Annotated in this window: 28 protein-coding genes; 12 read left to right on the top strand and 16 right to left on the bottom strand. The window is 67.8% G+C overall.

Going from position 1 to position 26249, the window contains the following annotated elements:
- Positions 1-272 precede the first annotated feature (272 nt).
- Positions 273-872 (bottom strand): YqgE/AlgH family protein, encoded by a 600-nt coding sequence (locus ACQY46_RS08470; RefSeq protein ID WP_428699808.1) that lies wholly within the window; start codon positions 870-872, stop codon positions 273-275.
- 292 nt (positions 873-1164) lie between these two features.
- Between ACQY46_RS08470 and ACQY46_RS08465 the strand changes: the two genes are divergently transcribed.
- Together ACQY46_RS08465 and ACQY46_RS08460 are read left to right on the top strand one after the other, a co-directional pair.
- Positions 1165-2046 carry a protein-disulfide reductase DsbD domain-containing protein gene (locus ACQY46_RS08465; RefSeq protein WP_428699807.1) on the top strand — a complete coding sequence of 294 codons (882 nt, stop codon included), beginning with the start codon at positions 1165-1167 and terminating at the stop codon, positions 2044-2046.
- A 168-nt stretch (positions 2047-2214) separates the two neighbouring features.
- The gene (locus tag ACQY46_RS08460) at positions 2215-2700 is read left to right on the top strand and encodes a peroxiredoxin (RefSeq protein WP_428699806.1); all 486 of its coding nucleotides are present in this window, start codon (positions 2215-2217) and stop codon (positions 2698-2700) included.
- Between the two features lie 74 nt (positions 2701-2774).
- Here ACQY46_RS08460 and ACQY46_RS08455 read toward each other — a convergent pair whose 3' ends face one another.
- The 9 genes from ACQY46_RS08455 to coxB all read right to left on the bottom strand — a co-directional run bounded on the left by ACQY46_RS08455 (position 2775) and on the right by coxB (position 9946).
- Positions 2775-3542, bottom strand: coding sequence for an SURF1 family protein (locus ACQY46_RS08455; protein WP_428699805.1), 768 nt, complete (start codon positions 3540-3542; stop codon positions 2775-2777).
- A complete protein-coding gene (locus ACQY46_RS08450; RefSeq protein ID WP_428699804.1) occupies positions 3532-3954 on the bottom strand; it encodes a DUF983 domain-containing protein in 423 nt (140 codons plus the stop codon). The genes ACQY46_RS08455 and ACQY46_RS08450 overlap by 11 nt, the downstream gene beginning before the upstream one ends.
- A gap of 57 nt (positions 3955-4011) precedes the next feature.
- Complete coding sequence (locus ACQY46_RS08445) at positions 4012-4425, bottom strand: L,D-transpeptidase family protein (protein ID WP_428699803.1); 414 nt, start codon at positions 4423-4425, stop codon at positions 4012-4014.
- A gap of 113 nt (positions 4426-4538) precedes the next feature.
- Complete coding sequence (locus tag ACQY46_RS08440; RefSeq protein ID WP_428699802.1) at positions 4539-5399, bottom strand: cytochrome c oxidase subunit 3; 861 nt, start codon at positions 5397-5399, stop codon at positions 4539-4541.
- A 68-nt stretch (positions 5400-5467) separates the two neighbouring features.
- On the bottom strand, positions 5468-6100 hold the full coding sequence (locus ACQY46_RS08435; RefSeq protein WP_428699801.1) for a cytochrome c oxidase assembly protein: 633 nt from the start codon (positions 6098-6100) through the stop codon (positions 5468-5470).
- Positions 6101-6119: 19 nt separating this feature from the next.
- Positions 6120-6275, bottom strand: coding sequence for a hypothetical protein (locus tag ACQY46_RS08430; RefSeq protein ID WP_428699800.1), 156 nt, complete (start codon positions 6273-6275; stop codon positions 6120-6122).
- Complete coding sequence (locus ACQY46_RS08425; RefSeq protein WP_428699799.1) at positions 6272-7222, bottom strand: heme o synthase; 951 nt, start codon at positions 7220-7222, stop codon at positions 6272-6274. The genes ACQY46_RS08430 and ACQY46_RS08425 overlap by 4 nt, the downstream gene beginning before the upstream one ends.
- A gap of 99 nt (positions 7223-7321) precedes the next feature.
- Positions 7322-8920 carry a cytochrome c oxidase subunit I gene (ctaD, locus tag ACQY46_RS08420; protein ID WP_428699798.1) on the bottom strand — a complete coding sequence of 533 codons (1599 nt, stop codon included), beginning with the start codon at positions 8918-8920 and terminating at the stop codon, positions 7322-7324.
- 108 nt (positions 8921-9028) lie between these two features.
- Positions 9029-9946, bottom strand: a complete 918-nt coding sequence (coxB, locus tag ACQY46_RS08415; protein ID WP_428699797.1) for a cytochrome c oxidase subunit II — start codon at positions 9944-9946, stop codon at positions 9029-9031.
- Between the two features lie 530 nt (positions 9947-10476).
- Here coxB and ACQY46_RS08410 point away from each other — a divergent pair.
- On the top strand, positions 10477-10974 hold the full coding sequence (locus ACQY46_RS08410) for an invasion associated locus B family protein (protein WP_428700443.1): 498 nt from the start codon (positions 10477-10479) through the stop codon (positions 10972-10974).
- 73 nt (positions 10975-11047) lie between these two features.
- A complete protein-coding gene (gene tldD, locus ACQY46_RS08405; RefSeq protein WP_428699796.1) occupies positions 11048-12472 on the top strand; it encodes a metalloprotease TldD in 1425 nt (474 codons plus the stop codon).
- A gap of 34 nt (positions 12473-12506) precedes the next feature.
- Here the strand turns inward: tldD and ACQY46_RS08400 are convergent, their stop codons facing one another.
- The 3 genes from ACQY46_RS08400 to purD form a co-directional block, all read right to left on the bottom strand.
- Complete coding sequence (locus ACQY46_RS08400; protein ID WP_428699795.1) at positions 12507-13604, bottom strand: phosphotransferase family protein; 1098 nt, start codon at positions 13602-13604, stop codon at positions 12507-12509.
- Positions 13601-14530, bottom strand: a complete 930-nt coding sequence (locus ACQY46_RS08395; RefSeq protein WP_428699794.1) for an alpha/beta fold hydrolase — start codon at positions 14528-14530, stop codon at positions 13601-13603. The genes ACQY46_RS08400 and ACQY46_RS08395 overlap by 4 nt, the downstream gene beginning before the upstream one ends.
- Positions 14531-14648: 118 nt before the next feature.
- Positions 14649-15932, bottom strand: coding sequence for a phosphoribosylamine--glycine ligase (gene purD / locus ACQY46_RS08390; RefSeq protein ID WP_428699793.1), 1284 nt, complete (start codon positions 15930-15932; stop codon positions 14649-14651).
- Between the two features lie 169 nt (positions 15933-16101).
- Between purD and ubiA the strand changes: the two genes are divergently transcribed.
- On the top strand, positions 16102-17046 hold the full coding sequence (gene ubiA, locus ACQY46_RS08385) for a 4-hydroxybenzoate octaprenyltransferase (protein ID WP_428699792.1): 945 nt from the start codon (positions 16102-16104) through the stop codon (positions 17044-17046).
- A 33-nt stretch (positions 17047-17079) separates the two neighbouring features.
- Here the strand turns inward: ubiA and ACQY46_RS08380 are convergent, their stop codons facing one another.
- Positions 17080-17664, bottom strand: coding sequence for a DUF6101 family protein (locus ACQY46_RS08380; RefSeq protein WP_428699791.1), 585 nt, complete (start codon positions 17662-17664; stop codon positions 17080-17082).
- A 229-nt stretch (positions 17665-17893) separates the two neighbouring features.
- Here ACQY46_RS08380 and ACQY46_RS08375 point away from each other — a divergent pair, with 229 nt between their 5' ends.
- The 6 genes from ACQY46_RS08375 (at position 17894) to lpxK (ending at position 23447) form a co-directional block, all read left to right on the top strand.
- Positions 17894-19237 (top strand): TldD/PmbA family protein, encoded by a 1344-nt coding sequence (locus tag ACQY46_RS08375; protein WP_428699790.1) that lies wholly within the window; start codon positions 17894-17896, stop codon positions 19235-19237.
- The gene (locus tag ACQY46_RS08370; RefSeq protein ID WP_428699789.1) at positions 19230-20021 is read left to right on the top strand and encodes a 3'(2'),5'-bisphosphate nucleotidase CysQ; all 792 of its coding nucleotides are present in this window, start codon (positions 19230-19232) and stop codon (positions 20019-20021) included. Before ACQY46_RS08375 ends, ACQY46_RS08370 begins: the two co-directional genes overlap by 8 nt.
- 62 nt (positions 20022-20083) lie before the next feature.
- Positions 20084-20326, top strand: coding sequence for a DUF4170 domain-containing protein (locus ACQY46_RS08365; protein WP_306027072.1), 243 nt, complete (start codon positions 20084-20086; stop codon positions 20324-20326).
- 54 nt (positions 20327-20380) lie between these two features.
- Positions 20381-21070: a lysophospholipid acyltransferase family protein gene (locus ACQY46_RS08360; protein WP_428699788.1), complete on the top strand. Its 690-nt coding sequence runs from the start codon at positions 20381-20383 to the stop codon at positions 21068-21070.
- On the top strand, positions 21067-22392 hold the full coding sequence (locus ACQY46_RS08355) for a 3-deoxy-D-manno-octulosonic acid transferase (RefSeq protein WP_428699787.1): 1326 nt from the start codon (positions 21067-21069) through the stop codon (positions 22390-22392). The genes ACQY46_RS08360 and ACQY46_RS08355 overlap by 4 nt, the downstream gene beginning before the upstream one ends.
- Positions 22389-23447: a tetraacyldisaccharide 4'-kinase gene (lpxK, locus tag ACQY46_RS08350; protein WP_428699786.1), complete on the top strand. Its 1059-nt coding sequence runs from the start codon at positions 22389-22391 to the stop codon at positions 23445-23447. The genes ACQY46_RS08355 and lpxK overlap by 4 nt, the downstream gene beginning before the upstream one ends.
- On the opposite strand, the gene ACQY46_RS08345 is transcribed toward lpxK, so the two are convergent.
- The gene (locus tag ACQY46_RS08345; protein ID WP_428699785.1) at positions 23420-23641 is read right to left on the bottom strand and encodes a DUF2093 domain-containing protein; all 222 of its coding nucleotides are present in this window, start codon (positions 23639-23641) and stop codon (positions 23420-23422) included. The two genes, lpxK and ACQY46_RS08345, sit on opposite strands and share 28 nt — an antisense overlap.
- Positions 23642-23754: 113 nt before the next feature.
- Positions 23755-25551 (bottom strand): monovalent cation:proton antiporter-2 (CPA2) family protein, encoded by a 1797-nt coding sequence (locus tag ACQY46_RS08340; protein ID WP_428699784.1) that lies wholly within the window; start codon positions 25549-25551, stop codon positions 23755-23757.
- A 143-nt stretch (positions 25552-25694) separates the two neighbouring features.
- On the opposite strand from ACQY46_RS08340, the gene ACQY46_RS08335 reads away from it, so the two are divergent.
- Positions 25695-26171, top strand: a complete 477-nt coding sequence (locus ACQY46_RS08335) for an MOSC domain-containing protein (protein WP_428699783.1) — start codon at positions 25695-25697, stop codon at positions 26169-26171.
- Positions 26172-26249 lie beyond the last annotated feature (78 nt).

Below are 26249 nucleotides of genomic sequence, written 5' to 3'. Positions count from 1 at the left end.
CGGCGACATCCTCCAGGGGTCGTTGGCCGATGGCCGGCCTTGATCTTCTTCTGCCCGGCTTCAGCCGGCCCCGGCAAGGGCGAACTGCCAGAACGAGTGAACCGGAGACAGATGCACGGATCGTCCGGGACGCAGAGACCGCCCGTCGCCGGCGCTGTCCCGCAGTCCAGAACCACCTGCTGCATCCATGCGCACCCTAGCCCCGCACTCAGGCACGGGCAAGACGCGATGCAGGGCCGCGAGACGGCGCCACAACGGGCGAGGAACAGGCCTCAGGCGTGGCCTGCCTCGCTCGACAGCCTTCCCGGATCGATCCCGATCTTGGCGAAGGCGCGGTCCCACCTGCTATCCAGCGGCGCATCGAAAATGATCGCCGCGTCGGCCGGTCCCGTGATCCACCCGTTTTCCTGTATTTCCGTCTCCAGCTGCCCTGCTCCCCAGCCGGCATAGCCGAGAGCCAGCATTGCCTGGTTCGGACCGCGCCCTTCCGCGATGGCACGCAGGATGTCGAGCGTCGCGGTGAGGCAGATGCCGTCCTGGATCGGCATGGTCGAATTGGCGATGACGAAGTCGCCGGAATGCAGGACGAAGCCCCGCCCGGTCTCGACCGGCCCGCCGCGATGTACCTGCATCCGGTTCGCAGGGCCGGGCAAGCGGATGTCGCCCTCCTCGGCGATGATGTCGAGCTGGCGCAACAGGTCGGGAAAGGTGAGGCTCGGCGCCCGCTGGTTGAGCACGATGCCCATGGCCCCTTCCGCGGAATGGGCGCAAAGGTAGATCACCGAATGGGCAAAGCGCTCGTCCGCCATCTGCGGCATGGCAATGAGAAGCTGGCCTGCCAGCGAAACATCGAACGCGTCATCATCCTGCATGCCAGTCGTCTCCATGAAACGTCCCGAAAACGAAACGTGTCGATGCCGCCCCCGGCTCCCCGCCCCTCCCAATCGCTCCTCGCATGGCCGCATCGGCTTGCGGCAATGCGTGAATTCGTTCAGCCAGTCTACGACGGCGGCGGCCTCATGTTAACTGCTGCCGGTGTTTCGATCACGCAGTTGTGCCGCGCCGGCTGTGGACCGGCGCATTTCTTTGCGTCATCACTGGCAACCGCCCGATCAACCTGACGAGGATCACATGGTGCTGCATTCAAGGTCCAGGCGCGCGCCATTGGCAGTCGCCCGGCACCCTGCCCTGCCTGCCGTTCTCATCGCCCTTCTCCTCTGCCCGGCCATTGCTCCGGCGGCCGAGACGGAATGGCAGAATGTCGCGGGAGCGCATGTGCGGGTGATCGCGTCCGGCGCGCAGGACGCCTCCCCGGTCGGCGACGCGGCCATCCAGATACGCCTGGATCCGGGCTGGCACACCTATTGGCGCTTTCCGGGCGAGGCCGGCATCCCGACAACGGCGGATTTCGCCGGCTCGACCGGTATCGAGGGCGCGCGCCTGCGTTTCCCCCCGCCCGAGACCTATTCCGATCCCTATTCGACCTCGATCGTCTACCGGGACGAGGTCGTGCTGCCGATCGACCTGGAGGCCGGGAAGACAGACGGGAGCGCAGAGGGGAAGGCAACGCTGCGGGTGCATCTCGTTTTCGGGGTCTGCCGCGAAATCTGCGTGCCGGGCGAGGCCCGGTTCGAGCTTCCGCTGAATGCGACCGGGTCGGATTTCGCCGCGCGCATGGCGATTGCCTCGTCGCGGCTGACCCTGCCCCGACCCCAGGGCGAGGCGCCGCCGCGTATTGCGTCCGTCCATCTGTCGGAAGTGGCGGAGACCTCCGAAGGCGGCAAAAAGACCGAAGGCAAGCTCGCGATCTCCGTCGAGCTGCCGGCCGGCGCCGGCGATCTCGCCCTTTACGCCGAGGGGGCGCCCGGCTCCTATAACGGCGTGCCGAAGCTCGTCTCCCGGCAGGGCGACGTTGCCGTCTTCTCGCTGCCGATGCAGGGCCTGCAGAAGGCAAAGGACGGCAGCCGACCACTTTCGCTGGTGCTCGTCGTCGACGGCAATGCCGTCGAACACCAGGTCGATGTCGCCGCTCCACCCCCTGGCTAGGTTCGCTCGGCCTGGTCCGGCAGCAACAAGTCCGCCTTTCGCGCGATTGCCGCTCGACGCGCGCCATCTGAAACCCTATGTCAGTCGCGCGGGCTTTCGTGTCCGCGCGCCTTGCGCTTCTCGCAAGATCCGGATTCCAAAAGACCCAGACCCGGGAGACCTTCCACGATGACCATCCAGGTGGGCGACAAGCTGCCCGACACCAAGTTCAAGACCATGACCGCCGACGGCCCGGCGGAACGCTCCAGCGCCGACCTGTTCGGGGGACGGACCGTCGTTCTCTTCGCCGTTCCCGGCGCCTTCACGCCGACCTGCCACAACAACCACCTGCCCGGCTTCGTCGAGCATGCCGACACGATCCTCGGCAAGGGTGTCGACGAGATCGCGGTGGTTTCCGTCAACGACGTCTTCGTCATGGATGCCTGGGCCAAGGCCAGCGGCGCGGGCGGCAAGGTCACCTTTCTCGCCGACGGCAGCGCCGAGTTCGCCAAGGCGATCGGCATGGAGCTCGACGCCTCGGGCTTCGGCATGGGCGTGCGCTCGAAGCGCTACGCGATGATCGTCAAGGACGGTACGGTCGCGGCGCTGAATGTCGAGGACATGCCCGGCAAGGCCGAGGTCTCCGGCGCGGCGGCGATCCTGTCGGCGCTCTGACCGGTCGCAGACAAGCGGCATGAACTCGCGGTCGCTCCGGCAACGGGGCGGCCGTTTTCACATCCACCCGCCGGTCAGTCCCGCGCCTTGCGCCTTTCGCCGCGCGCAAAGACGATGAACACGACGATCAGCGCCGCCCCGAGCCCGTACCACGTCACCACGTATTGCAGGTGGTTGTTGGTGAAAGTCATGATCGTCTCGCCGGCCTGCGGCAATCCTCCGGGCGGCGTGTGGCGGGCGACCAGGTCGATGGTGAACGGAGCGATTGCGACATCCGTGACGCCAAGCGAGGCCGCCATCTTCGGAGCCTCTCGGACGAACCAGATGTTTTTCGCCCTGTCCGGCTCGACGGTGAGCATGTTGCCGCGCTCGTCACGGCGCCAGAGGCCGGTCAGCGTGACCGTGCCTTGCGGAGCGGCGCTCTCCGGGCGGGTTTCCGGCTGCCGCATGGGCTCGGGCACAAAACCCCGATTGACCATGACGACGCCCCCGCCTTCGATCTCGAACGGAGCATAGACGAAGTATCCCGGTCCCGCGTGCAGGCCATTCGGCTTGCCGAGCGAGAGATAGTAATAGGCCTCGGCGGGCAGGAAACGACCCGTCACCGTCACCGGCCGGTAGTCCCATGCCTCTTCGGTCATGAGCGGCCATTCATCCGTGGGCGGCAGCTCGACCGGCGCCAGACCCGGACGCTGTTCGACACGCTCGATCAGCTGAAGCTTCCATTGCAGCCGCTCCACCTGCCAGGTGCCGAGCGCCATCAGGATGGCGAAAGCGATGGCCGTTGCGACGGCCGGCCAGAGCAGCCTGCGCCCCCAACCTTGTGCCGTTTCACTCGTCAACACGTCCCTCCCGGGCGCTGTGGCGGTACTGCTGGGCGATCATCAGCCCCTTCAGGGGGCGCAGCATGCCGAGACCAAGGATCACCGTGAGCGGCAGCCAGAGGACCATATGAAGCCAGATCGGCGGGCGAAACGTCATTTCGACAGCCAGCACGAGCCCGACGACGATGAAACCGACGATCATGATGATGAACACCGCCGGGCCGTCGCCGCTGTCGGCGAAGTCGAATGACAGACCGCAATTCGAGCAGGCCGGGCGCGTCGCGAGGAAGCCCTTGAAGAGCCGCCCCTGGCCGCAGCGCGGGCAGCGACCCGCGAGCCCGGTGCGCATGGCGTCCTGCGGCGGATAGTGGGCCCGGTCGGCATGCGGCCGGTGGTTGGCGGTATCGGCATGATCGGCGGGATCGGTCATCTGCAGCGCTCCCGGCGCGGGGTTCACGCTCCGGCCCGGTGCCGGAGCAGCGGAGCTTCAGGGAAGGATGTCGATCGGCGTGCCGTTCGGCACGAGCCGCCAGATCTCCTCGATCTCGTCATTGGTGACGGCGATGCAGCCATCCGTCCAGTCGACATATTGATGCAGGGTGCCGAGCCAGCCAAATCCGTTGCGCATGCCATGGATCATGATCATGCCGCCCGGATCCTCCCCGCGCGCGGCGGCCTCGGCGCGGTCCCGCTCATCAGGATAGGAGACATGCAGCGACAGATGGTAGGCGCTGTCCGGATTGCGCCAGTCGACGACATAGCGCCCCTCGGGCGTGCGGCTGTCGCCCTCCCGGCGCTTGTCTCCCTGCGGATCGCCGCCAAGCGCCACCGTGTAGCGCCTGAGTTCTGAGCCGTCCCGGTCGAGCAGCAGCAACAGGCGGGCGGCTTTGCGGACCTCCACGCGCCCGGCCCGGGACGCTCCACCCTCAACGAAACTGTCCGCGGCGGGTGCGGCCGCCGCGGACAGGAAGACCAGGACGGATGCCGCGATCCGGCACCACATCCTCATGACGATCAATGCGCGGAACCGGCCGCCCAGATGTAGATCGACACGAACAGGAACAGCCAGACCACATCGACGAAGTGCCAGTACCAGGCCGCCGCCTCGAAGCCGAAATGCTTCTGCGGGGTGAACTGGCCGATCGAGGCGCGGATCAGGCAGATCAGCAGGAAGATCGTGCCGACGATGACATGGAAGCCGTGGAAACCGGTCGCCATGAAGAAGGTCGCGCCGTAGATCGAGCCGGAGAAGCCGAAAGCCGCGTGGCTGTACTCGTAGGCCTGGACGAAGGAGAACAGCACGCCGAGCACCACGGTCAGCGTCAGGCCCCACTTCAGGCCCTCGCGGTCGTCATGCAGCAGCGCGTGATGCGCCCAGGTCACCGTCGTGCCGGAGGTCAGCAGGATCAGCGTGTTGAGCAGCGGCAGGTGCCAGGGATCGAAGGTCTCGATGCCGGCCGGCGGCCAGACGCCGCCGGTCGCCTCGACCCGGGCGAACTGCGCCGCGTCGTTGGGGAACAGCGAGGCGTCGAAGAAGGCCCAGAACCAGGCGGCGAAGAACATCACTTCCGAGGCGATGAACAGCAGCATCCCGTAACGCAGGTGCAGCTGCACGACAGGCGTGTGGTCGCCGGCGATGGATTCGCGGATAGTGTCGCGCCACCAGCCGAACATCACGTAGAGGACGACCAGCGTGCCGACGGCGAAGATGCCCCAGCCGGCGAGATCGACGCCGAACAGGAGGAACTCGCCGCCGCGTGTGTAGCGGAACAGGCCGACGGCGCCGAGCGCCATGAGGAAGGCGCCGATGCCGCCGAGGAACGGCCACGGGCTCGGATCGACAAGATGGTAATCGTGGTTCTTGGCGTGCGCCATGGGTACTCTCCCCCGGTTTTCTCTCATGCCGCCCGCGGGCGGAAGTCAGGCATCTAGAAATCAGGCATCTACATGCGGTCGTTGGCGTCCGGCGTGGCGGGTGCGGCCGCGACCGGCGTTTCGGCTCCCTTCACAGGGAAGAAGGTATAGGAGAGCGTGATCTCCTTGATGTGCTTCAGCTGCTCGTCCTCGTCCATGGCCGGATCGACGAAGAACACCACCGGCATCTCGACGGATTCACCCGCCTTCAGCGGCTGCTCGGTGAAGCAGAAGCACTCGATCTTGTTGAAATAGGACCCCGCCGCGAAGGGCGTGACGTTGAACACGGAGGTTCCGATCGTCCCGTCGCCGCCGCGGTTCGTCGCGACATAGGCGACCTGCGTGCTCTCGCCCATGCGCAGCGTGACCGTGCGCTGCTTCGGCTTGAAGTCCCAGGGCAGGTCGGAATTGACGTTCCCGTCGAAACGCACGGTGATCTTGCGATCGATGATCGTGCCGGTCGGCGCGTCGGCGCGCTGCGTCGTGCCGCCGTAACCCGTCACCTGGCAAAACAGTTCGTAGAGCGGCACCGCTGCATAGGCCGCGCCGGTCATCGCCATGACCCCACCGAGAACGGCCACGGCCACCCGGCGGTTGGAGCGCGACAGCCGTGCCGAGCCGGCTGCCGGGTCGGTATCGCGGGATCCGGTTTCACGCGTCATGCGATGCACCTCCCTTTCCTCAAAGCGACCGGTCGAACACGCCAGGTCCCATCTTGACCAGCGTGATCACGTAGAAGAGCAGCACCAGCCCGGCCAGCGCCAGGCCGATGGCGACCGACCGGCCACGCTGTCGGCGCTTCTGGTCTTCGGTCGGGCGAATTCCGTCGTCGCTCACAGCCAGCCTCCCGGGGCAAACCGGCCGACGAGGCTGTCACCGAGCAGCAACGCGAAGACCAGGAACAGATAGACCAGCGAGAAGGTGAAGAGGCGCACGGCCGCCTTGCGGGCGGGCTCGCCCTCCCGCACCGTGTAGACACGAAGCGCGTACCAGACGAAGGCGGCGCCGAGAATGGCGGCGGCCACGCCGTAGAAGGCGGACGCGAAGCCGAGCAGTGCCGGCGCGACGCCGATCGGGGCGAGCAGCAGCGAATAGACGAGGATCTGGGTGCGCGTCGCATCCTCGCCGGCGACGACCGGCAGCATCGGAATGCGCGCCGCCTCGTAGTCGCCGCGCTTGAACAGCGCCAACGCCCAGAAATGCGGCGGCGTCCACATGAAGATGATGAGGAACAGGACGGTGCTTTCCAGCGTCACCGACCCGGTCACGGCGGCCCAGCCGATCATCGGGGGAAAGGCGCCGGCGGCCCCGCCGATGACGATGTTCTGCGGCGTCGAGCGCTTCAGCCACATCGTGTAGACGACCGCGTAGAAGAAGATCGTGAAGGCGAGCAGCCCGGCCGCCAGCCAGTTGACGGCGAGCCCCAGCACGACGACCGAAAAGGCGGAGAGCGTCAGGCCGAAGGCAAGCGCCTCCTCGCGGGTCACCTTGCCGGCCGGGATCGGGCGCTTCACGGTCCGCGACATGACCGCGTCGATATCCGCGTCGTACCACATGTTGAGCGCGCCGGACGCGCCCGCGCCCACCGCGATACACAGGATCGCGACAGCCCCCAGGACCGGATGGAGCGAGCCGGGCGCGATCAGCAGGCCAACCAGCGCGGTGAAGATCACCAGCGACATGACGCGCGGCTTGAGCAGCGCCAGGTAATCGCCGACATCGCCCTGCCCGCCGAAGGCGGTGGCGTCGTCAAGGCTGCGGTCCTGGAGTTCTGCGAGCGACATGTCTGGTCCTTGCGGTGATCCGGGAAACCCGGACCGGGTCGAATTTCGGGACACCGCGCCGGCGAACCGGCGTGGCGTCCCGTTTCTGCTTGCGCGCGCCTACTTGATGCGCGGCAGGGTCTCGAACTGGTGGTACGGCGGCGGCGAGGACAGGGTCCACTCCAGCGTCGTCGCACCCTCGCCCCACGGATTGTCGGCAGCCTGGCGCTTCTTGGCGAAGGCCTCGACGATACCAGCCAGGAACACCAGCACGGCGAAGGCCGAGATGTAGGAGCCCCAGGACGAGACCGAGTTCCAGCCCGCCAGCGCATCCGGATAATCGACATAGCGACGCGGCATGCCGGCCATCCCGAGGAAATGCTGCGGGAAGAAGACGAGATTCACGCCGATGAAGGTGATCCAGAAATGGGCCTTGCCGATGGTCTCGTTGTACATGTAGCCGAACATTTTCGGGAACCAGTAGTACCAGGCACCGAAGATGCCGAACACCGCGCCCAGCGACAGCACGTAGTGGAAATGCGCGACCACGTAGTAGGTGTCGTGCATGGACCGGTCGAGACCGGCATTGGCGAGCTGGACGCCCGTCACGCCGCCGACGGTGAACAGGAAGATGAACCCGACCGCCCACAGCATCGGAGTGCGGAAGGAGATCGAACCCTGCCACATGGTGGCGATCCAGGAGAAGATCTTCACGCCCGTCGGCACCGCGATCACCATCGTGGCGGCGACGAAATAGGCCTGCGTGTCGACGTCGAGGCCGACCGTGTACATGTGGTGGGCCCAGACGATGAAGCCGACCACGCCGATCGCGACCATGGCGTAGGCCATGCCCAGATAGCCGAAGATCGGCTTGCGGGCGAAGGTCGAGATGATGTGGCTGACGATGCCGAAGGCCGGCAGGATCAGGATGTACACTTCCGGGTGGCCGAAGAACCAGAACAGGTGCTGGAACAGGATCGGGTCACCGCCGCCGGCCGGATCGAAGAAGGTCGTGCCGAAGTTGCGGTCGGTCAGGAGCATGGTGATGCCGCCGGCGAGAACCGGGAGCGACAGGACCAGCAGGAAGGCCGTCACCAGCACGGACCAGGCAAAGAGCGGCATCTTGTGCAGCGTCATGCCCGGCGCGCGCATGTTGAAGATCGTGGTGATGAAGTTGATCGCGCCGAGGATCGACGAGGCGCCGGCCACGTGCAGCGACAGGATCGCGAGATCCATCGCCGGTCCGGGCTGGCCGGAAGTCGACAGCGGCGGGTAGATCGTCCAGCCGCCGCCGACGCCGTTGCCGCCCGGAGGCCCCTCGACGAAGAGCGAAAGCAGCAGCAGCAGGAAGGCCGGGGGAAGCAGCCAGAAGGAGATGTTGTTCATCCGCGGGAACGCCATGTCCGGCGCGCCGATCATGATCGGCACGAAGAAGTTGGCGAAGCCGCCGATCAGCGCCGGCATGACCATGAAGAAGATCATGATCAGGCCGTGCGAGGTCGTGAACACGTTGAAGGTGTGCGGATCGGAGAAATACTGCATGCCCGGCTCGTGAAGCTCCAGGCGAATGCCGACGCTGAGCGCGCCGCCGATGATGCCGGCGATGATCGCGAAGATCAGGTAGAGAACGCCGATATCCTTGTGGTTGGTCGAATAGACCCAGCGCGTCCATCCGGTAGGATGGTCATGGTCGCCTTGCGCGTGCGCAGCATAGGCCATCTTCCAGCTCCCTCGTTTGAGATTTTCGAACGGGTCCGGGATCGCGGCCATCGGCCCTCTCCCGCCCGGGTCGCGCGGGCATCACCGCCCGCGCCTTGCTTGATTTTGTCAGCGGGCGGCGACGTCGAGCGTGCCGGTTGCCGCACCGGCGGTGCTCGCCGGCTTGCCGAGCGCCGCCATCAGCTGGTCGTTGGCCGCATCGACATCGGTCTTCGCCGCTTCCGCCCAGGCGTCATAGAGTTCCTGCTCGACCACCCGGATGGCGATCGGCATGAAGGCGTGATCCTTGCCGCACAGCTCCGAACACTGGCCGTAATAGATGCCGGTCTTCTCGGCCCGGAACCAGGTCTCGTTGAGACGGCCGGGAACGGCATCCATCTTCACGCCGAAGGCCGGCATGGCGAAGGAATGCAGCACGTCGGCGGCTGTGACCTGAACGCGGACCGTCTTGTTGACCGGGACAACCATCTCGTAGTCAACGGCGAGCAGGCGGGGATATTCCTCGGCCGGGCGACCGTAGCGGTCGGCCTTTTCGGCGCGGCCCTCGTTGTCGAGCATGTAGGAGGACAGCGAAACGCCCTCCATGCCTTCGTCCGTATAGTCGTAGGTCCAGGCCCACTGAAGGCCGGTCGCCTTGACCGTCATGTCATAAGCGGGAATTTCCAGCTGCTTGTAGAGCAGGCGGAAGGACGGGATCGAGATCGCCACCAGGACGAGGATCGGCACCAGCGTCCACACCACCTCGATGACGGTGTTGTGGGAGGTGCGCGAGGGCGTCGGATTGGCCTTCGAGTTGAAGCGGAAGATGCACCACAGGAGCAGGCCGAGGACGAACAGGGTGATCACGGTGATGATCACCAGCGTGAAGTCGCTGAACCAGGTGATGTCTTCCATGACTTCCGTCACAGCCGGCTGAAAGCCCATCTGCCACGGTTCCGGCTGCGCGGCCGATGCCGCGCCTGCAAAGCCCAGCGGGGCCAGTGCCGCCGCCGCGATCGTCGTCAGACGCTTGACCAGTCCTGTCACGTCCGTGCTCCCTTCCTGACCCCCGGAGATCCATGCCGGAGGTCTATTACCCAATTCTTGCGGCGCTGTCGCCGTGCCCGTCTCGCGAAAGCCGTCTCGCGCTGCCAGTCGTTTTCTAGCTTATCGCATGACGACATGACAGAAAGGGGCGTCAAAACGCCGCAAGACCGCTTGATCGACGTCAAAGTCGGGATGAAAAACCATAAGCCGCCACGTAGCGCAATGCACGAGTTGCGGCAATGCCCAAATTCCGGCTCAATCCTGCCATCCCCTCCCGCGTGTTCCCGAAAAGGTGGTTCGGCGTCTTCGCCATGCGGGAAAGCGGGCCGTTGCGGTGCCTTTCGCCTTGAAATCGGCTTTTCAAGGGTCGACAAAGCTCTGCATGCGCGACGAACCGCGAATCAGGCGACACTCGCCGGCGACGCGGCGAAGTTCCGGCGCCGCGCCACCTGACCGCGGCGGTGCTGTCGCCGATCGACCGATTGCCGCGAACCAACGGAGTTCTGACCGTGCCAGTTTTCACCAAGCCGATGAGTTTCCGCATCGCCGCCGTGCTTGCCGTCCTTGCCCAGATCATGGCGGCGCCGCTGGCGCATGCGCAAGGCGCGGTCCGCTCGGTCCATGGCGACTGGCAGATGCGGTGCGACACGCCGGCCGGCGCCCAGGAAGAGCAATGCGCGCTCATCCAGAACGTCACCGCGGACGACCGCGAGAATGTCGGCCTCTCGGTGATCGTGTTGAAGACGGCCGACAAGAACTCGCGTTTGCTCAGGGTGCTTGCACCGCTCGGCGTGCTGTTGCCGATGGGGCTTGGCCTGAGGGTCGACAACGCGGATGTCGGGCGGGCCGGCTTCGTTCGCTGCCTGCCGAACGGGTGCATCGTCGAGGTGGTGATGCAGGACGACCTGGTGAACAAGATGCAGACCGGACAGGCCGCCACCTTCGTCATCTTCCAGACGCCCGAGGAGGGCATCGGCATTCCGATCTCGCTGAACGGCTTCTCCGAGGGATTCGCCGCCCTGCCCTGATGCGGGGGCTCCTGCGCAATCAACACGGCCGCGATGTCGCGGCGATCGCGACTGTCCCGAAGGAAGCGAATCGATGACCGACACGGCAACCGACCTTCTTTCCGGCACCGGCCTGTCCGAAGACCGGGCGCGCGCCATTGTCGGCGCAGCGCTTGCCCGTGCCGATGACGGCGAGCTCTTCCTTGAGTACCGGCAGTCGGAAAGCCTCGTCTTCGACAATGGCCGGCTGAAGGGCGCCAATTACGACACGACGCAAGGCTTCGGCCTGCGCGCCGTCGCCGGCGAGGCGGCCGGCTACGCGCATTCCGGCGATATCTCGGAAGCGGCCTTGAAGCGCGCCGCGGACGCGGTCTCCGCCGTCACCTCCGGGCATTCGGGAACCTACGCCGCCGCTCCGCGGCGCACCAATGCGCGGCTTTACGGCGATGCCAATCCGCTGCAAACCCCCGCCTTCGCCGACAAGGTCGAACTGCTGCAGACGATCGATGCCTATGCAAGGGCCCGCGATCCCAAGGTCCGCCAGGTGAGCGTCTCGCTCGCCACCTCCTGGCAGGTGGTCGACATCCTGCGCGCCGACGGCCACCGGGTCCGCGACATCCGCCCGCTCGTTCGTTTCGGCGTCTCCGTCGTCGCCGGCGAGGGATCGCGCCAGGAGAGCGGCTCGCACGGGTTCGGAGGCCGCGACATGGTCGATGCCTTCGTCACCGAGGAGAGCTGGAAGGGCGCCGTCGACGAGGCCTTGCGGCAGGCACTGGTCAATCTGGAGGCGGTGCCCGCCCCGGCCGGCAGCTTCGACGTGGTGCTGGGGGCCGGCTGGCCCGGCATCCTGCTGCACGAGGCGGTCGGGCACGGGCTGGAAGGCGACTTCAACCGCAAGAAGACCTCGGCCTTCGCCGGTCTGATGGGCCAGCGCGTCGCCTCGAAGGGCGTCACCATCGTCGACGACGGCACCATCGGCGGCCGGCGCGGGTCGCTGACCATCGACGACGAGGGAACGCCGACCGGCCGCACGGTGCTGATCGAGGACGGCATTCTCACCGGCTACATGCAGGACCGGCAGAATGCCCGCCTGATGGGCACGCAGTCCACCGGCAATGGCCGGCGCCAGTCCTTCGCCCACATCCCCATGCCGCGCATGACCAACACGATCATGCTGGGCGGCGAAAGCGACCCCGGCGAGATCCTGGAAGGCGTCAAGGACGGCATCTACGCCGTTTCCTTCGGCGGCGGCCAGGTCGACATCACCTCGGGCAAGTTCGTCTTTTCCTGCACCGAGGCTTACCGGGTCGAGAACGGACGCATCGGTGCGCCGGTCAAGGGTGCGATGCTGATCGGCAACGGCCCGGACGCGCTGACCCGGATCAGCGCCATCGGCAACGACATGGCCCTCGACCCCGGCATCGGCACCTGCGGCAAGCAGGGACAGGGTGTGCCGGTCGGCGTCGGCCAGCCGACGCTGAGGATCAACGCCATGACCATCGGCGGCACCGCCGTCTGATCACAGACACGGCAACATCCGCCGCGAGCGCCCGTCACGCCCCCGCGCGTCTGGCGAAAGCCCAGGCGGTTTCGGCGAGCGGGCGGACCTGGCGTTCCATCACCGCCGCGTTGGCATTGGTCGCCGTGCCGTCGCGCACCCGGCCTGCAATGCCCTGCAGGATCGCGGCGATGCGGAAGAAATTGTAGGCAAAGAAGAAGTCGAGATCCTCGGCGACGGAAAAGCCCGTCGCCCGCTCATAGGCGGCGATGTAGCCGGCAAGCAGCGGCAGGCCGAGCGCCTCGATATCATGTCCCTTCAGCGTGCCGATACCGCCGCCGTCCGGCCCTTCCGGCATCACCCATTGCATGCAGTGATAGGTGAAGTCGGCGACCGGATCGCCGAGCGTCGACAATTCCCAGTCGAGGACGGCGGCGACCTCGGCACGGCCGGGCGTCACGATCAGGTTGTCGAGGCGAAAGTCTCCATGCACCACCCGGACCGGGCCGGCCTGGGGCAACCGCGTCGGCAGCCAGTCGATCAGCCGGTCCATCTCGGCAATCCGCCCGATCTCCGAAGCACGGTACTGTTTCGACCAGCGGGCGATCTGGCGGGCGACATAGCCCTCGCCCTTGCCGAAATCGCCGAGCCCCGCCGCCGCCGGCTCGATCCCGTGTAAATGCGCCAGGGTCGCGTTCATCTCGCCGTAGACGGCGGCGCGCGTTGCCCGGTCCTCTCCCGGCATGGACGGGTCCCAGAAGATCCGCCCCTCGACCTTGTCCATCACGTAGAAGGACGTGCCGATCACCGCTTCGTCCTCGCACAGGCAATGGACGCGCGGCACGGGAAAGCCCGCCTCGCCGAGTGCCTTCATCACCCGATATTCACGGTCGATCGCATGGGCGGAGGGAAGCAACCTGCCCGGCGGCTTGCGGCGCAGCACATAGGATGCGCCCGGCGTTTCCAGCAGGTAGGTCGGGTTGGACTGGCCGCCCTTGAACTGGCTGGCGCCGAGCGGCCCGGCAAAGCCCCGCACGGCGCCCGAGAGGAAATCCGCCAGCCGTCCCGTATCGATGGCGAGCGCGTCCGGCACCTCCTGTGTCCCGGAAAAGGCCTGCTGCCGGTCGAAACCTCCGGCTTCCCCGGAACTCACGCCAGCGCTTCCTGCAGGAAGAAGGGCAGCATCGCATCGAGCGTTTCGGCCGGGTTCTCCTCCACCAGGAAATGGCCGGCATCGACACCGGTGCCGCGCACATCGTCGGCCCAGCGCGACCACGTGCCGAGCGGCGTCGAGGTTTTTTCCGCAATGCCCCGGTTGCCGTAGAGCACCAGCACCGGACAGCCGATACGCCGGCCCGCCTCGCGGTCGGCCGTATCCAGCTCCATGTCGATGGTGGCGCCGGCCCGGTAGTCCTCGCAGGCCGCGTGCTGGCGCGCCTCCTGCAGGAAAGAAGCCCGATAGGCGGCGAGCGCGCGCGGATCGAAGGCGGACAGGTCCTTGGTCGCCGTCCAGCTCGCCAGCGTGTGCTCGAGATAGAAATCCGCGGCGCCGGCGATCAGCCGTTCGGGCATCGGCCGGGGCTGGGCCAGGAACAGCCAGTGATAGATCGCCATCCCGTAGTGCCAGTCCATGTTCCGCCAGTAGTCGTAGGTCGGCAGGATGTCGAGCACGGCGAGCCGCGCGACACGGTCGGGATGGTCAAGCGCCATGCGGTAGGCGACGCGTCCGCCCCGGTCGTGGCCGGCGACGGCGAACCGCTCGTGGCCGAGCCCGGCCATCACCGCGACCATGTCGGCCGCCATCGCCCGCTTGGAATAGAGGTGGTGCCCGGCATCGCCCTCGGGTGCGTCCGATGCGCCATAGCCGCGAAGGTCGGCAACAACCACGGTGAAATCACCGGCCAGTTCGCCCGCCATCTTGTGCCACATGGCATGGGTCTGGGGATATCCGTGCAGCAGCAGCAGCGGCGGTCCCGAGCCGCCGATCCGGCAGAAGATGTCGACGCCGTCGCCGCGCAGCATCTCGCTGCGGAAGCCGGGAAAGAGGTCGTCCGCCTGCCCGCTTGTACCGATGCCCATGATCTGCCTCCCGCGTTGCCCGGGCGGCATGCGCCCGGACCCGTCCTTCCCGCGAGAATGGCGGCTTTTGCGTTCTGCTTCAAGACGATCGCCGGGAGACGGTCGGCTCCGGCCGGCCTCAGCCGCGCGTTTCCTCGCGCGCCACCGCGCGCCAGCCGATGTCGCGGCGGCAGAAGCCCTCCGGCCAGTCGATGCGCTCGATGGCGGCATAGGCGCGCGCGCGCGCGTCGGCCACCGTCGCACCCAGCGCCGTGACATTGAGCACCCGCCCGCCATTGGCCAGCACCGCATCACCCTCGGTTCGGGTTCCCGCATGGAAGACCTTCAGCGCCGGGTCGCCGTCGAGTTCGGCAAGACCGCGGATCTCGCTGCCCTTCTCGTAGATACCCGGATAGCCCCTGGCCGCCAGCACGACGGTCAGCGCAACCTCGTCGCGCCAGCGCGCCCCGACCCTGTCGAGCGTGCCGTCGACGCAGGCAAGCATCAACGTGACGATGTCATCCTTGAGACGCATCATCATGACCTGGCATTCGGGATCGCCAAAACGGGCATTGTATTCGATCAGCTGCGGCCCCTTGGCGGTGATCATCAGCCCGGCATAGAGAACGCCGGCGAAGGGCGTTCCTTCCGCCGCGAGCCTTGCCACGGTCGGCTCGACGATCTCGCGCATGGCGCGCGCCGTCATCTCGGCGGTCATCACGGGTGCCGGGGAATAGGCGCCCATGCCGCCGGTATTGGGGCCGGTGTCGCCCTCGCCGACGCGCTTGTGGTCCTGCGCGGTGGCCAGCATCAGGGCGTTGCGCCCGTCCGACAGCACGAAGAGGCTCGCCTCCTCGCCCTCCAGGAACTCCTCGACCACCACCTCGGCGCCGGCGGCCCCGAACTCGCCGTCGAAACACGCGTCAATCGCCGCGAGCGCCTCGTCCTCGGTCATCGCCACGACGACGCCCTTGCCGGCGGCAAGCCCGTCCGCCTTGACCACGATCGGCGCGCCCTTCTCGCGCACATAGGCGCGCGCCGCCCCGGCGTCGGTGAACCGGCCGTAGCCGGCGGTCGGGATGCCCGCCCTGGCACAAAGATCCTTGGTGAAGCCCTTCGACCCCTCGAGCGCTGCCGCCGCCTTCTTCGGCCCGAAGGCCTTGATGCCGGCCCCGGCAAGGTCGTCGACGAGACCGGCCACCAGCGGACCTTCCGGCCCGACGACGACAAGGCCGATGTCGTGGTCGCGGCAGAAGGTGATGACGGCGGAGGCGTCACTCGTGTCGAGGGCAACGCAGGTCGCCTCCGCGGCGATGCCGGCATTTCCGGGCGCGGCATAGAGCGTATCCGTCAGCGGCGAATTGGCGATCGCCCAGGCAAGCGCGTGCTCCCGTCCGCCGGATCCGATCAGCAGGATATTCATCTGTCGCTCACCCCGTTCCTTCGCATCGCCGTGCCCGCCGCATGCACGGCGCCACGTTCCACAGGCCCGCGTCGTACAGGCAGGTCCGGCCGGAGACAAGCCCCGCCCTTTCATCCCCGGAGCAAAGGCTTTATCACCCGACAGGACACGGGTTGCGACAGGTGAGGCAATGCAGGACGAGACGATTACCGGCCGGGTGGCCGACGCGGTTCGCGGGCACTGGGTCGATACCCATGCACCGGACTGGCTGCGCCCCTACGCCCGGCTTGCCCGCTGGGAGCGCCCCATCGGCTGGTGGCTGCTGCTGTGGCCCTGCTGGTGGTCGGCGGCACTCGCCGCGATCGCCGGCGGCAAGGCCTTCCCCGATCCCTGGCACATGGTGCTCTTTCTCATCGGCGCGGTGGCAATGCGCGGCGCCGGCTGCACCTATAACGACCTTGTCGACCAGGAGATCGACGACAAGGTGGCGCGCACCCGTTCGCGGCCGCTTCCCTCGGGCCAGGTGTCGCGGCTGCAGGCAAAGGTGTTCCTTGCCGCGCAGGCCCTGACGGGGCTCGCCGTGCTGCTGCAGTTCAACTGGTTCGCCGTCCTGCTCGGCATCGCCTCGCTGGCGGTGGTCGCCGTCTATCCGTTCATGAAGCGGGTGACAAACTGGCCGCAGCTCTTTCTCGGCCTCGCCTTTTCCTGGGGCGCGCTGATGGGCTGGGCGGCGGCGTTCGGCCGGCTCGACTGGCCGGCGGTCGCGCTTTATGCCGGTGGCATCCTGTGGACCATCGGCTACGACACGATCTATGCCCACCAGGACAAGGAAGACGACGCATTGGTCGGGGTACACTCGACCGCAAGGCTTTTCGGGGACTGGACCAAGCCCGCGCTCGCCGCCCTTTACGGCGGGGCGACGGCTCTCTTCGCGCTGGCACTGTTCGGGGCGGATGCCGGGCCGGCCGCGTTTGCGGGACTGGCGCTTGGTCTCGGTCATCTGGTCTGGCAGATCGTCCGGCTCGACATCGACGATCCGGACCAGTGCCTGAAGCTCTTCCGTTCCAACACCAGCTACGGCTGGATCGTCTTCGCGGGGCTCGTTCTCGAGGCGATGGTGCAGGGGCTGCTTTAGGGTCGGGACCCCGGCCGTCAGCCCCTGACGGGTTCAGGTACGGGCGATGATCTCGCGCTCCGCCCGGTGCACGTGCGGCGCCCCGTCGGCCTTGCCGGGCTTGCGCCGCAGCAGGAAGCGCGGACGGCGGCCGGTCAGCGCGGCGACGCGGCGGCGTGCCGGCACCAGCGGCACACGTGCGGGGTGTTCGGGACCGTCGACACGGGTGACGGACCCGTCCGGCTCCACGAGAAGCAGCGGCAGGCCGAGCGCCTCGCCCCAGCCGCACCAGTCGTCGGCGAGACCCTCAAGGCGGTCGTCGACGGCCAGTTCGATCGACATGGCCGGGTCGCGGTGCATGAGCCCGATGCGGGCCTTCAGCGTGCCCGGCTCCTTGCCGGGAACAACCTGGGCGAAAACGCCGAGGAAGACGTTGACCGGCTGGACCAGTGTCAGCGGCAGGCCGGCGAGCCGACGTTTGACGATGACCTGCTGGCGGTCGATATAGACGTCGAACGTCGTCGGTTCGCAGGCGGTGCCGCGGGTCGCGAAGCGGTGCGGCATCTGCGCGGGATCGAGCCGCGCGGTGCGGCCCGATCCGTTTGCAGTGGCGTCCTGATGTGCTGTTTGACGGCTCAATTCGCTCTCCATCGGGCCATTTTTCTGTTGGCCTCTGATGGGTTCAATCTAGCAGCGAGCCCTCCCGATACGCTTAACAAGCACGGTTAAGTTTTTCTGATTGCAACCAGGGTTAGCCATTGGTCACCGAAGAGGGCAAACAAATCGTGACCATGCCGGCCTGCCCGCGCTTGCCGTTGGCGGCGACGATGACTAGAGCTTTGGGCGCAACTCTTTCAGGGACGACATGATGCAAACACCGATCGACCAGGGCAAGCTGATGGACGAGGCACGCCGGCTTGTCGCCGCGGCCCGGGCCGCCGGCGCCGATGCGGCCGACGTCGTGGCGGCAACCGGTGTCGCCTTCTCCGCCGATCTGCGCGACGGCAAGGTCGAGGAAAGCGAACGGGCCGAAGGCGACGACGTCACCTTGCGCGTCTTCTGCGGCGGGCGCGTCGCCAGCGTCTCGGCCAACTCCTTCCAGGATGGCGAGCGTCTCGCCGAGCGGGCGGTCGCCATGGCCCGTGTTGCGCCGGAAGACCCGTTCGCAGGCCTCGTTCCCGCCGACGAGATCGCCACCGGCTTTCCCGAGCTTGACCTTCTCGACCCGGCAACCGTCGACGCGGCGATGCTGGCCGAGCGCGCAAAGGCGGCCGAAGCCGCCGCTCTCGCGGTGGCTGGCGTCACCAAGTCGGGCGGCGCCAGTGCTTCCTGGCGCCTTGGCGGACTGGTGCTGGCGACGAGCGAAGGCTTTTGCGGCGGCTATCTCGTGTCCCGTCACGGCGTCTCCGCGACCGCGATTGCCGGCGAAGGCACCGCGATGGAACGCGACTACGATTATGACAGCCGCGGCTTCCTTGCCGATCTGGACGATGCCGCCGATATCGGCCGGCGCGCCGGCGAACGGGCGGTTGCCCGCGTCAACCCGCGCCGGCTGTCGACGCGCACCGCCGACATCGTCTACGAGCCGCGCGCGGCGCGCTCGCTGCTCGGCCATCTTGCCGGCGCGATCAACGGCGCCGCCATCGCCCGCGGCACAAGCTTCCTGAAGGACCGGCTCGGCCAGGCGATCCTGCCAGCCTCCATCTCCGTCATCGACGACCCGACCCGGCCGCGCGGCGCGGCAAGCCGTCCCTTCGACGGCGAGGGCCGCCCGGTTGCCCCGCTGACGCTTGTCGAGAACGGCGTCCTCACCCAGTGGCTTCTGGACACGCCGGCGGCCCGGGAGCTTGGCCTTGCACCGAATGCCCGCGCCTCGCGCGCCGGCGCCGGCACCAGCCCCTCGGCCACCAACCTGACGCTCTCGCCCGGCAACCGGTCGCAGGCCGAACTCCTGGCAGGCATCGGCACGGGCCTCTTCGTCACCGACCTGATCGGCCACGGCGTCAACGGCGTCACCGGCGACTATTCGCGCGGCGCGTCCGGTTTCTGGGTCGAGGACGGCGAGATCGTCTTCCCGGTATCTGAGATCACCATCGCCGGAAATCTTGTGAGCATGTTCGCCTCGCTTGTCGCCGGCAGCGATCTCGACACACGTTCGGCCTATGCGGTTCCCAGCCTCCTGGTGAAGGACATGACCATTGCCGGTGAGTGACAGCCACGCCAACCTTGCCGACATGGAACTGATCGCCGGTGCCGCGCGCAGCGGCGGCGAGATCGCGCTCTCCTATTTCCGCAAGGATCCCAGGCGCTGGACGAAGGAGAACGATTCGCCCGTCTCCGAGGCGGACCTTGCCGTCGACCGCCATCTCGCCGAGGTGCTGCGCGCCGCCCGGCCGAATTACGGCTGGCTGTCGGAAGAGACCGCCGACGATCGCTCGCGGCTGGGAACGGCGCGCAGTTTCGTCGTCGACCCGATCGACGGCACCCGTGGTTTTCTCTCCGGCTCGGGCGAATGGACTGTCGCGATCGCCGTCGTCGAGGCCGGCCGGCCCGTGGCCGCGGCGCTCTACCGTCCGGTCGGCGACGACCTTTACGTGGCGGTCCCGGGACACGGGACCCGGCTCAACGGACAGCCCGTGTCGATCTCCTCGCGGGACCGGCTGAGGGGTTCGAGCGTCGCCGGACCCAAGAGCATCGCGGCACGCGCCGGGCTGACCGCGACCGGCCTTTCCCACGCCGGCTATGTTCCCTCGCTCGCGCTTCGCCTCGCGCTGGTCGCGGAAGGACGCATCGACCTTGCCGTGGTGCGCGAGAACGCCTGCGACTGGGACCTTGCGGCCGCCGACCTTTTGGTGCAGGAAGCGGGCGGCCTGCTCGAGGACCTTGACGGTCGCGCGCTTGCCTATAACCGGGCCAGTGTCCGGCACCCGGCGCTCGTGGCCGGTCCGGCGGCGCTTGTCGATCCGTTGCGGCCGATCCTCGCCGACCTGATGTAACCCTGTCCGCCCGGCCGGATCATCCGGCCAGCCCTGCGATACCCGTTCTCGGAGAGACGTCCATGACGACCACGGAATCCGGCAAGCAACTGCTCCACCTCGTATTCGGCGGCGAGCTCGAACAGGTCGACGGCCTTACCTTCCGCGATCTCGAAGATCTCGATCTCGTCGGCATCTACCCGAACTACGCCAGCGCCTACGCGGTCTGGAAGCAGAAGGCGCAACAGTCGGTCGACAACGCCCACATGCGCTACTTCATTGTCCACATGCATCGCCTGCTGGACCCGGAAACCGACGGGAAGTAGGCGCTTGCGGCAGTTCCCACCCAGGCTGGACCCGGTGCCGGCGCGGAGCGCGTCATGCTGAAGCGCATCGGCCGCAGCCCGGTCGTGCAGCGCCTGCTCGGCACCGCGCTCGCCGCCTATCTGAAGCTGGTCTACAGGACGAGCACTGTCCGTCTCGACCCGCCCGACCGGTTCGAGCGGATCGACGGGGAGATGCCGGCGATCGTCGCCACCTGGCATGGCCAGCATTTCGCCGTCCCGCTGCATCGTCCTCCCGGTCACGCCTTCCGGGTCATGGTCTCGCGCTCCGGCGACGGCGAGATCAACGCGGTTGCCGCGCGCCGTCTCGGCCTTGGCGTGATCCGCGCCTCCGGCGCCCATCATGCCCATCAGGTCGCCAAGCGCGGCGGCATGCGCGGCTTCATCGAGGCACTGCGCTGCCTGCGCGAGGGCGACAGCATCGCGATGACGGCGGACGTGCCCAAGGTGTCGCGGATCGCGGGGCTTGGCGTCGTGCAGCTCGCCCGCCATTCCGGACGGCCGATCCTGCCGGTCGCCGTCGCCACCAACCGCCATATCGACCTTCCGAGCTGGGACCGGGCGACGATCAACCTGCCTTTCGGCCGACTGGCCGTCGTGGTCGGCGAGCCGATCCGTGTCGCCGCCGATGCCGACGAGGACGCACTCGAAGCGGCCCGCCTTGCCGTCGAGGCCGGCGTCAACGCGGCGACCGAGCGCGCCTATGCCCTGGCGAAAAGCGGATGAGCGACGCGCCGGTCCGGACATCGCTCGCCTCCCGCCTTGCCGGCGCCGCCCTGCTGGGCGCCTACCGGGGCTTCGGGCTTGCCGTGACGCCGTTGCTGCCGATCCTCTTCGCCCGCCGTGCCGCGCGCGGCAAGGAAGACCCGTCGCGGCGGGGAGAACGTTTCGGCCGCACAGCGAAAGCACGACCGCCCGGACGGCTTGCCTGGCTGCACGCGGCCAGCGTCGGCGAGATGAACGCCGCCCGACCGCTGATGCAGGCGCTGCGCGCCAAGGACTTCACGGTGCTCTTGACCACCGGCACGGTCACCTCGGCGCGGATCGCGGGCGGCGAGAGCGATCCCGGCGTCATCCACCAGTTCGTGCCCTACGACACCCCGTCCAACTTCGCCCGCTTCCTGCGTCATTGGCGGCCCGATCTCGCGATCACGCTGGAATCGGAAGTCTGGCCGGCGATGATCGCAGCACTTGCCGCACGTCGCATCCCGCTGGTCGTGGCAAGCGCCAGCATGTCGGAACGCACCGCGCGCGGCTGGTCGCGCATGCTGCCGCTGGCACGCGCGGTGTTTTCGCGCATCCCGCTCTGCCTTGCGCAGACCGCCGCAGATGCCGCGCGCCTGCATCACCTCGGCGTTCCCCGGGTCGAGATCTGCGGCAACCTGAAATTCGACGGCACGACGCTACCTGTCGACGAGGACGCCCTTGCCGTGCTGCGCGCCCGCATCGCGGACCGGCCCGTCTGGCTTGCCGCCAGCACCCATGACGGGGAGGAACTGCTGGCCGCCCGCGTCCACCAGGCGCTCGCCGCCGATTTTCCCGGACTGCTGACGATCGTCGTGCCGCGCCATCCCGAGCGCGGCGATGCCATCGCGGCGAGCCTTGCGGCTCGCGGGCTGACGCTGTCGCGCCGCTCGCATGGCGAGCTGCCGTCGCCCGACGGCGACATCTATCTCGGCGACACGATCGGCGAGATGGGCCTGTTCCACCGGGTCGCGCCGGTCGCCTTCATCGGCAAGTCGCTGGTGCCGGAAGGCGGACAGAACCCGCTTGAGGCCGCCCGTCTGGAGACCGCCATCCTGACCGGACCCCATGTCTTCAACCTGCAGGACATCTACCGTCCGCTGATCGCCGCGCAGGGCGCGGAAGTCGTCGAGGATGCGGACGCACTTGCCCGGGCCTTGGCGCGCCTGCTCGCCGATCCCGAGCTGACGCGGGCGCGCGCGGCGACCGCCGCCAGCGTCGTTGCCGCGGGAAGCGGCGCGCTTGCCGCCTCGCTGGATGCGCTGGCGCCTCTGCTTGCCGCCCTGCCGGAGAAACGAAAATGAGCGGCGGCTGGCACAGCCCGGCCTTCTGGTGGCAGGCGCGCCCGAGCCTTGCGGCCCGCCTGCTTGCCCCCCTTGGCCGGATCTACGGCGCGGTCACGGCGGCCCGCATGGATCGCAAGCCCCGTGCCCGCCCGAAAATTCCGGTGATCTGCATCGGCAACCTTGTTGCCGGCGGCAGCGGCAAGACCCCCTTCGCGCTGGCGCTTGCGGGCCTGCTCGCCGATGCGGGCGAGCGGCCGGTCTTTCTCACGCGCGGTTATGGGGGGCGCCTGTCGGGAGCGACCCCGGTGCAGGTCGAGCCTCGGCACCACACGGCGGCCGATGTCGGCGACGAGGCGTTGCTGCTGGCTGGTTGCCGGCCCACCGTGATCTGCCCCGACCGGGTCGCCGGCGCGAGCATTGCCGAAACACTCGGATCGGTGATCCTCATGGATGACGGGTTCCAGAACCCGTCTTTGGAAAAGACCGTCTCACTTGTGCTCCTCGATGCCGCCAGCGGCATCGGCAACGGGCAGTGTCTTCCCGCCGGGCCGCTGCGCGCGCCGGTCGCCCGTCAGCTCCCGCATGGGCACGCGCTTGTCGTCGCCGGCGAGGGCGCAGGGGCCGAACCGGTTCGCAGCGCCGCTCAGGCACGGGCTCTGCCGGTGTTCGAGGCACGGATTGAACCCTGCAACGCCGCGCTGGTCGACGGGCTTTCCGTGCTCGCCTTTTCCGGCATCGGGCGGCCGGAAAAATTCGTCGAAAGCCTGACCCGTGCCGGCGCGACGGTCGTCGGCCAGCGGTTTTTCGGCGACCACCACACCTTCCGCGAGGCGGAGGCACGGCAGCTGCTGGACGCTGCGAATGCGGGCGGGCTGACACTTGTCACCACGGCCAAGGACCACGTCCGCCTCGGCGGCGTACAGGCGCCCGCGCTGAACGAACTGGCGGCGCGCAGTCTGGTCCTGGAGGTGGAGATGCGCCTGCGCGAGCCGGCCGGCCTCGTTGCGCTGCTTCTTGACCGGATCGCCGCGTTCAGGGCCCGATCTCAGGCGGTGTCGCCGGTTTCCCTGTAGCGGGCAAGCGCGCTTTGCGCGTCGACATAGGCTTCCTGGCGCGAGACGCTCCAGTATTTCAGTTCGTCCAGCGGTATCGACTGGCCGGTCACCGCACAGCGCACGAAAGTGCCCGGCGACAGGATCTGGAAGTCGGCGTCCAGATAGCGGATGCGCGCCTCGCCCGGCACGCGCGGTGTTTCGTATCGGTTCATGCGTCTGTTGCCTCTGGCTGCCGTTCGCCGGCGCCTTTCGGTCCTCAATACAGGGCCGCCATCGCCTTGACCACCCCCTGCCATGCCGCCGCCACCCGTCTGCGGGCCCTGGCTCACTCGCCTCGCTCCCCGGACACATCGACCGTGCCGGCCGGCGGCCGACGCGGCGTCACCCGATGCAGCGTGTCGGTGCCCGCCATCATGCCCTCGCGCATCTGGATCTCCATGCGCTCGTTGTCCCGGCGGCGCACATCCTCCTCGATCTCCGCGATGCGGTCGGCGGCAATGCCGAGCTCGCCCAGCGCCGCACGGGCAAAGGAGATGCTGGATTCGAACGTCTCGCGGATGTGGTAATCGACCCCTTGCCGGGTCAGTTCCAGCGCATGCACTCGGTCGGTGGCCCTGCAGAACAGCTTCGCCGCCGGAAAACTCGCCCGGATCAGCTCGATTGCCTGGCTCATGACCTTGTCGTTCTCGATGCACAGCGCGACGAGCACCGCCTTGTCGGCGCCGGCCGCCTTCAGCACGTCCGGCCGTGTCGCATCGCCCACATAGACCTTGTAGCCAAGCTTGCGGGCATAGGCGACGCGCTCGGCGCGGTTGTCGAGCGCGATGATCTCGACCTCCTCGGAGGTGAGCATCTGCGCCACCATCATGCCGAAGCGGCCAAAGCCGACGACCAGCACCGCAGGCCGCGCCTCCTCGAAGGTCTCGACCGCATCGGTGACGACGCCCCGGCGCTGCAGGCGGCGCACCAGCATGTCGTGAAAGGCACATCCGAGCGGGGTGAACAGCATGGTCAGCACGACGATGGCGATCAGCAGGGTCAGCGTGTCGCGGCCCAGGATGCCGGCGGTCGCCGCGGCGGTGAACAGGACGAAGGCGAACTCGCCGCCCTGGGGCAGCGTGAAGGCGATCTTCAGCGCGTCCGCATTGCTGGAACCGAAGATCCGTGACAATGCCCAGATCAGCACGCCCTTGACGCCCATCACCGCGACGACCCCGAGCGCCACGACCTCCCAGTTGGCGATGGCAAGGCCGAGGTCCAGCGACATCCCCACGGAGATGAAGAACAGTCCCATCAGCAGCGCCCGGAACGGTTCGATATCGGCTTCCAGCGTGTGCCGGAAGCTCGATTCGGCCAGCATCACGCCGGCCAGAAAGGCGCCGAGCGCCATCGACAGGCCGGCGGCATGCATGATCGCGCCACTGCCCAGCGCCACCAGCAGGGCCGCCGCCAGCATGACTTCGCGGGCGCGCACCCGCGACAGCAGCGTGAACAGCGGCGTCAGCAGGTAGCGTCCCGCGATCACGACGCCGCCGACCGCGGCGATGGTGATCGCCACCTGGGCAAGCACGTCGGTCAGGCCACCGCCCTCGTCGCGCGGCGACAGGATCGGGATCAGCGCCAGCAGCGGCACGATCGCCATATCCTGCAAGAGCAGGATGCCGAAGGCGCGCTGGCCGTAGGGCGTCGTCAGATGGCCGCGCTCCTGGAGGATCTGCAGAGCGAAGGCGGTGGAGGACAGGGCCAGTCCGAGACCCGCGATCACCGCCAGTTCGCCCGGTTGTCCGGCCAGCAGCAGCAGTCCGACCAGGGCCGCGCCGCAGGCCAGCACCTGGGAGGTGCCGAGCCCGAAAATGTCGCCCTTCATCTTCCACAGCCGCGCCGGTTCCAGTTCCAGACCGATGACGAAGAGGAGCAGGACGACGCCCAGTTCGGCAACGCCCAGGATTTCGTCGGCCGAGCGGATGAAATCGAGCCCGTAGGGCCCGATGGCGAGCCCGGCCGCCAGAAAACCGACGACGGAACCGAGGCCGACACGTTTGGCGAACGGCACGGCGACCACCGTCGCCGACAGGAACAGGAGGGATTCGGCGAAAAAGGGAGGTACGGCTTCGCTGGCCATGGTGTCTCTTGTTGCTTGCGCGGGCCAGTCCGGACGGCGGAATCGGTTGACGGCCGAGACTAGCGACTTTCGTCCCGCCGCACCATCTTGACCGGTGATCCGCTTCGCGCGGCACGCGCCGACCAGGGACAGGACAAGAACGCATGGAGCTGAAGCAACTGCTGGCCCGTCATGCCGGCGAAGGCAGGGTCGACTGGATCGGCATCCGCCCCGCCCGTCTTGAGCCGGTGCGTGTGGTCGAAAGCGCCGAGATCGGCGAAGGCGGCATTGCCGGCGACCACTATACGAGTGGCGGCAAGCGCGCCGTCACCCTGATCCAGGCCGAGCATCTGCCGCTGATCGCCGGCTTCGCCGGGCAGGCCGGCATCGACCCTGCACTGCTGCGTCGAAACATCGTCGTTTCCGGCATAAATCTCGCCGCACTGCGCCACCGCGACATACAGCTCGGGGCTGCGCGCCTGCGCATCACAGGCCCCTGCGCGCCCTGCAGCCGGATGGAGACCGCCATCGGCTTCGGCGGCTACAACGCCATGCGCGGGCATGGCGGCTTCTATGCCGAGGTGCTCGCATCCGGCCGGATCTCGCTCGGCGACACGGTGCGGCCCCTTGGCGACGACTGATAGCGCCTGCCCGCCACGCGGCAAGGGCGACGACGGCGGCCGCCATATTGCGCCCCCAATCCTGCGCTTCCTGTCGGG

Source organism: Stappia sp., from assembly GCF_965276915.1.
Classification (GTDB): domain Bacteria; phylum Pseudomonadota; class Alphaproteobacteria; order Rhizobiales; family Stappiaceae; genus Stappia.
Note: the sequence above shows the minus strand (reverse complement) of the source record. Positions and strands in the feature narration are given on the sequence as shown.

Coding starts and splice junctions, on each gene's coding strand:
- purD (WP_428699793.1), bottom strand. CDS start 15,932: ATGAATATCCTGCTGATCGGATCCGGCGGACGGGAGCACGCGCTTGCC.
- ACQY46_RS08365 (WP_306027072.1), top strand. CDS start 20,084: ATGACGACCACGGAATCCGGCAAGCAACTGCTCCACCTCGTATTCGGC.
- ACQY46_RS08450 (WP_428699804.1), bottom strand. CDS start 3,954: ATGACCGATCCCGCCGATCATGCCGATACCGCCAACCACCGGCCGCAT.
- ACQY46_RS08375 (WP_428699790.1), top strand. CDS start 17,894: ATGCAAACACCGATCGACCAGGGCAAGCTGATGGACGAGGCACGCCGG.
- ACQY46_RS08395 (WP_428699794.1), bottom strand. CDS start 14,530: ATGGGCATCGGTACAAGCGGGCAGGCGGACGACCTCTTTCCCGGCTTC.
- ACQY46_RS08425 (WP_428699799.1), bottom strand. CDS start 7,222: ATGTCGCTCGCAGAACTCCAGGACCGCAGCCTTGACGACGCCACCGCC.
- ACQY46_RS08440 (WP_428699802.1), bottom strand. CDS start 5,399: ATGGCGCACGCCAAGAACCACGATTACCATCTTGTCGATCCGAGCCCG.
- ubiA (WP_428699792.1), top strand. CDS start 16,102: ATGCAGGACGAGACGATTACCGGCCGGGTGGCCGACGCGGTTCGCGGG.
- ACQY46_RS08435 (WP_428699801.1), bottom strand. CDS start 6,100: ATGACGCGTGAAACCGGATCCCGCGATACCGACCCGGCAGCCGGCTCG.
- ctaD (WP_428699798.1), bottom strand. CDS start 8,920: ATGGCCTATGCTGCGCACGCGCAAGGCGACCATGACCATCCTACCGGA.
- ACQY46_RS08470 (WP_428699808.1), bottom strand. CDS start 872: ATGCAGGATGATGACGCGTTCGATGTTTCGCTGGCAGGCCAGCTTCTC.
- ACQY46_RS08410 (WP_428700443.1), top strand. CDS start 10,477: ATGAGTTTCCGCATCGCCGCCGTGCTTGCCGTCCTTGCCCAGATCATG.
- ACQY46_RS08345 (WP_428699785.1), bottom strand. CDS start 23,641: ATGAACCGATACGAAACACCGCGCGTGCCGGGCGAGGCGCGCATCCGC.
- ACQY46_RS08355 (WP_428699787.1), top strand. CDS start 21,067: ATGAGCGACGCGCCGGTCCGGACATCGCTCGCCTCCCGCCTTGCCGGC.
- lpxK (WP_428699786.1), top strand. CDS start 22,389: ATGAGCGGCGGCTGGCACAGCCCGGCCTTCTGGTGGCAGGCGCGCCCG.
- tldD (WP_428699796.1), top strand. CDS start 11,048: ATGACCGACACGGCAACCGACCTTCTTTCCGGCACCGGCCTGTCCGAA.
- ACQY46_RS08460 (WP_428699806.1), top strand. CDS start 2,215: ATGACCATCCAGGTGGGCGACAAGCTGCCCGACACCAAGTTCAAGACC.
- ACQY46_RS08360 (WP_428699788.1), top strand. CDS start 20,381: ATGCTGAAGCGCATCGGCCGCAGCCCGGTCGTGCAGCGCCTGCTCGGC.
- ACQY46_RS08340 (WP_428699784.1), bottom strand. CDS start 25,551: ATGGCCAGCGAAGCCGTACCTCCCTTTTTCGCCGAATCCCTCCTGTTC.
- ACQY46_RS08335 (WP_428699783.1), top strand. CDS start 25,695: ATGGAGCTGAAGCAACTGCTGGCCCGTCATGCCGGCGAAGGCAGGGTC.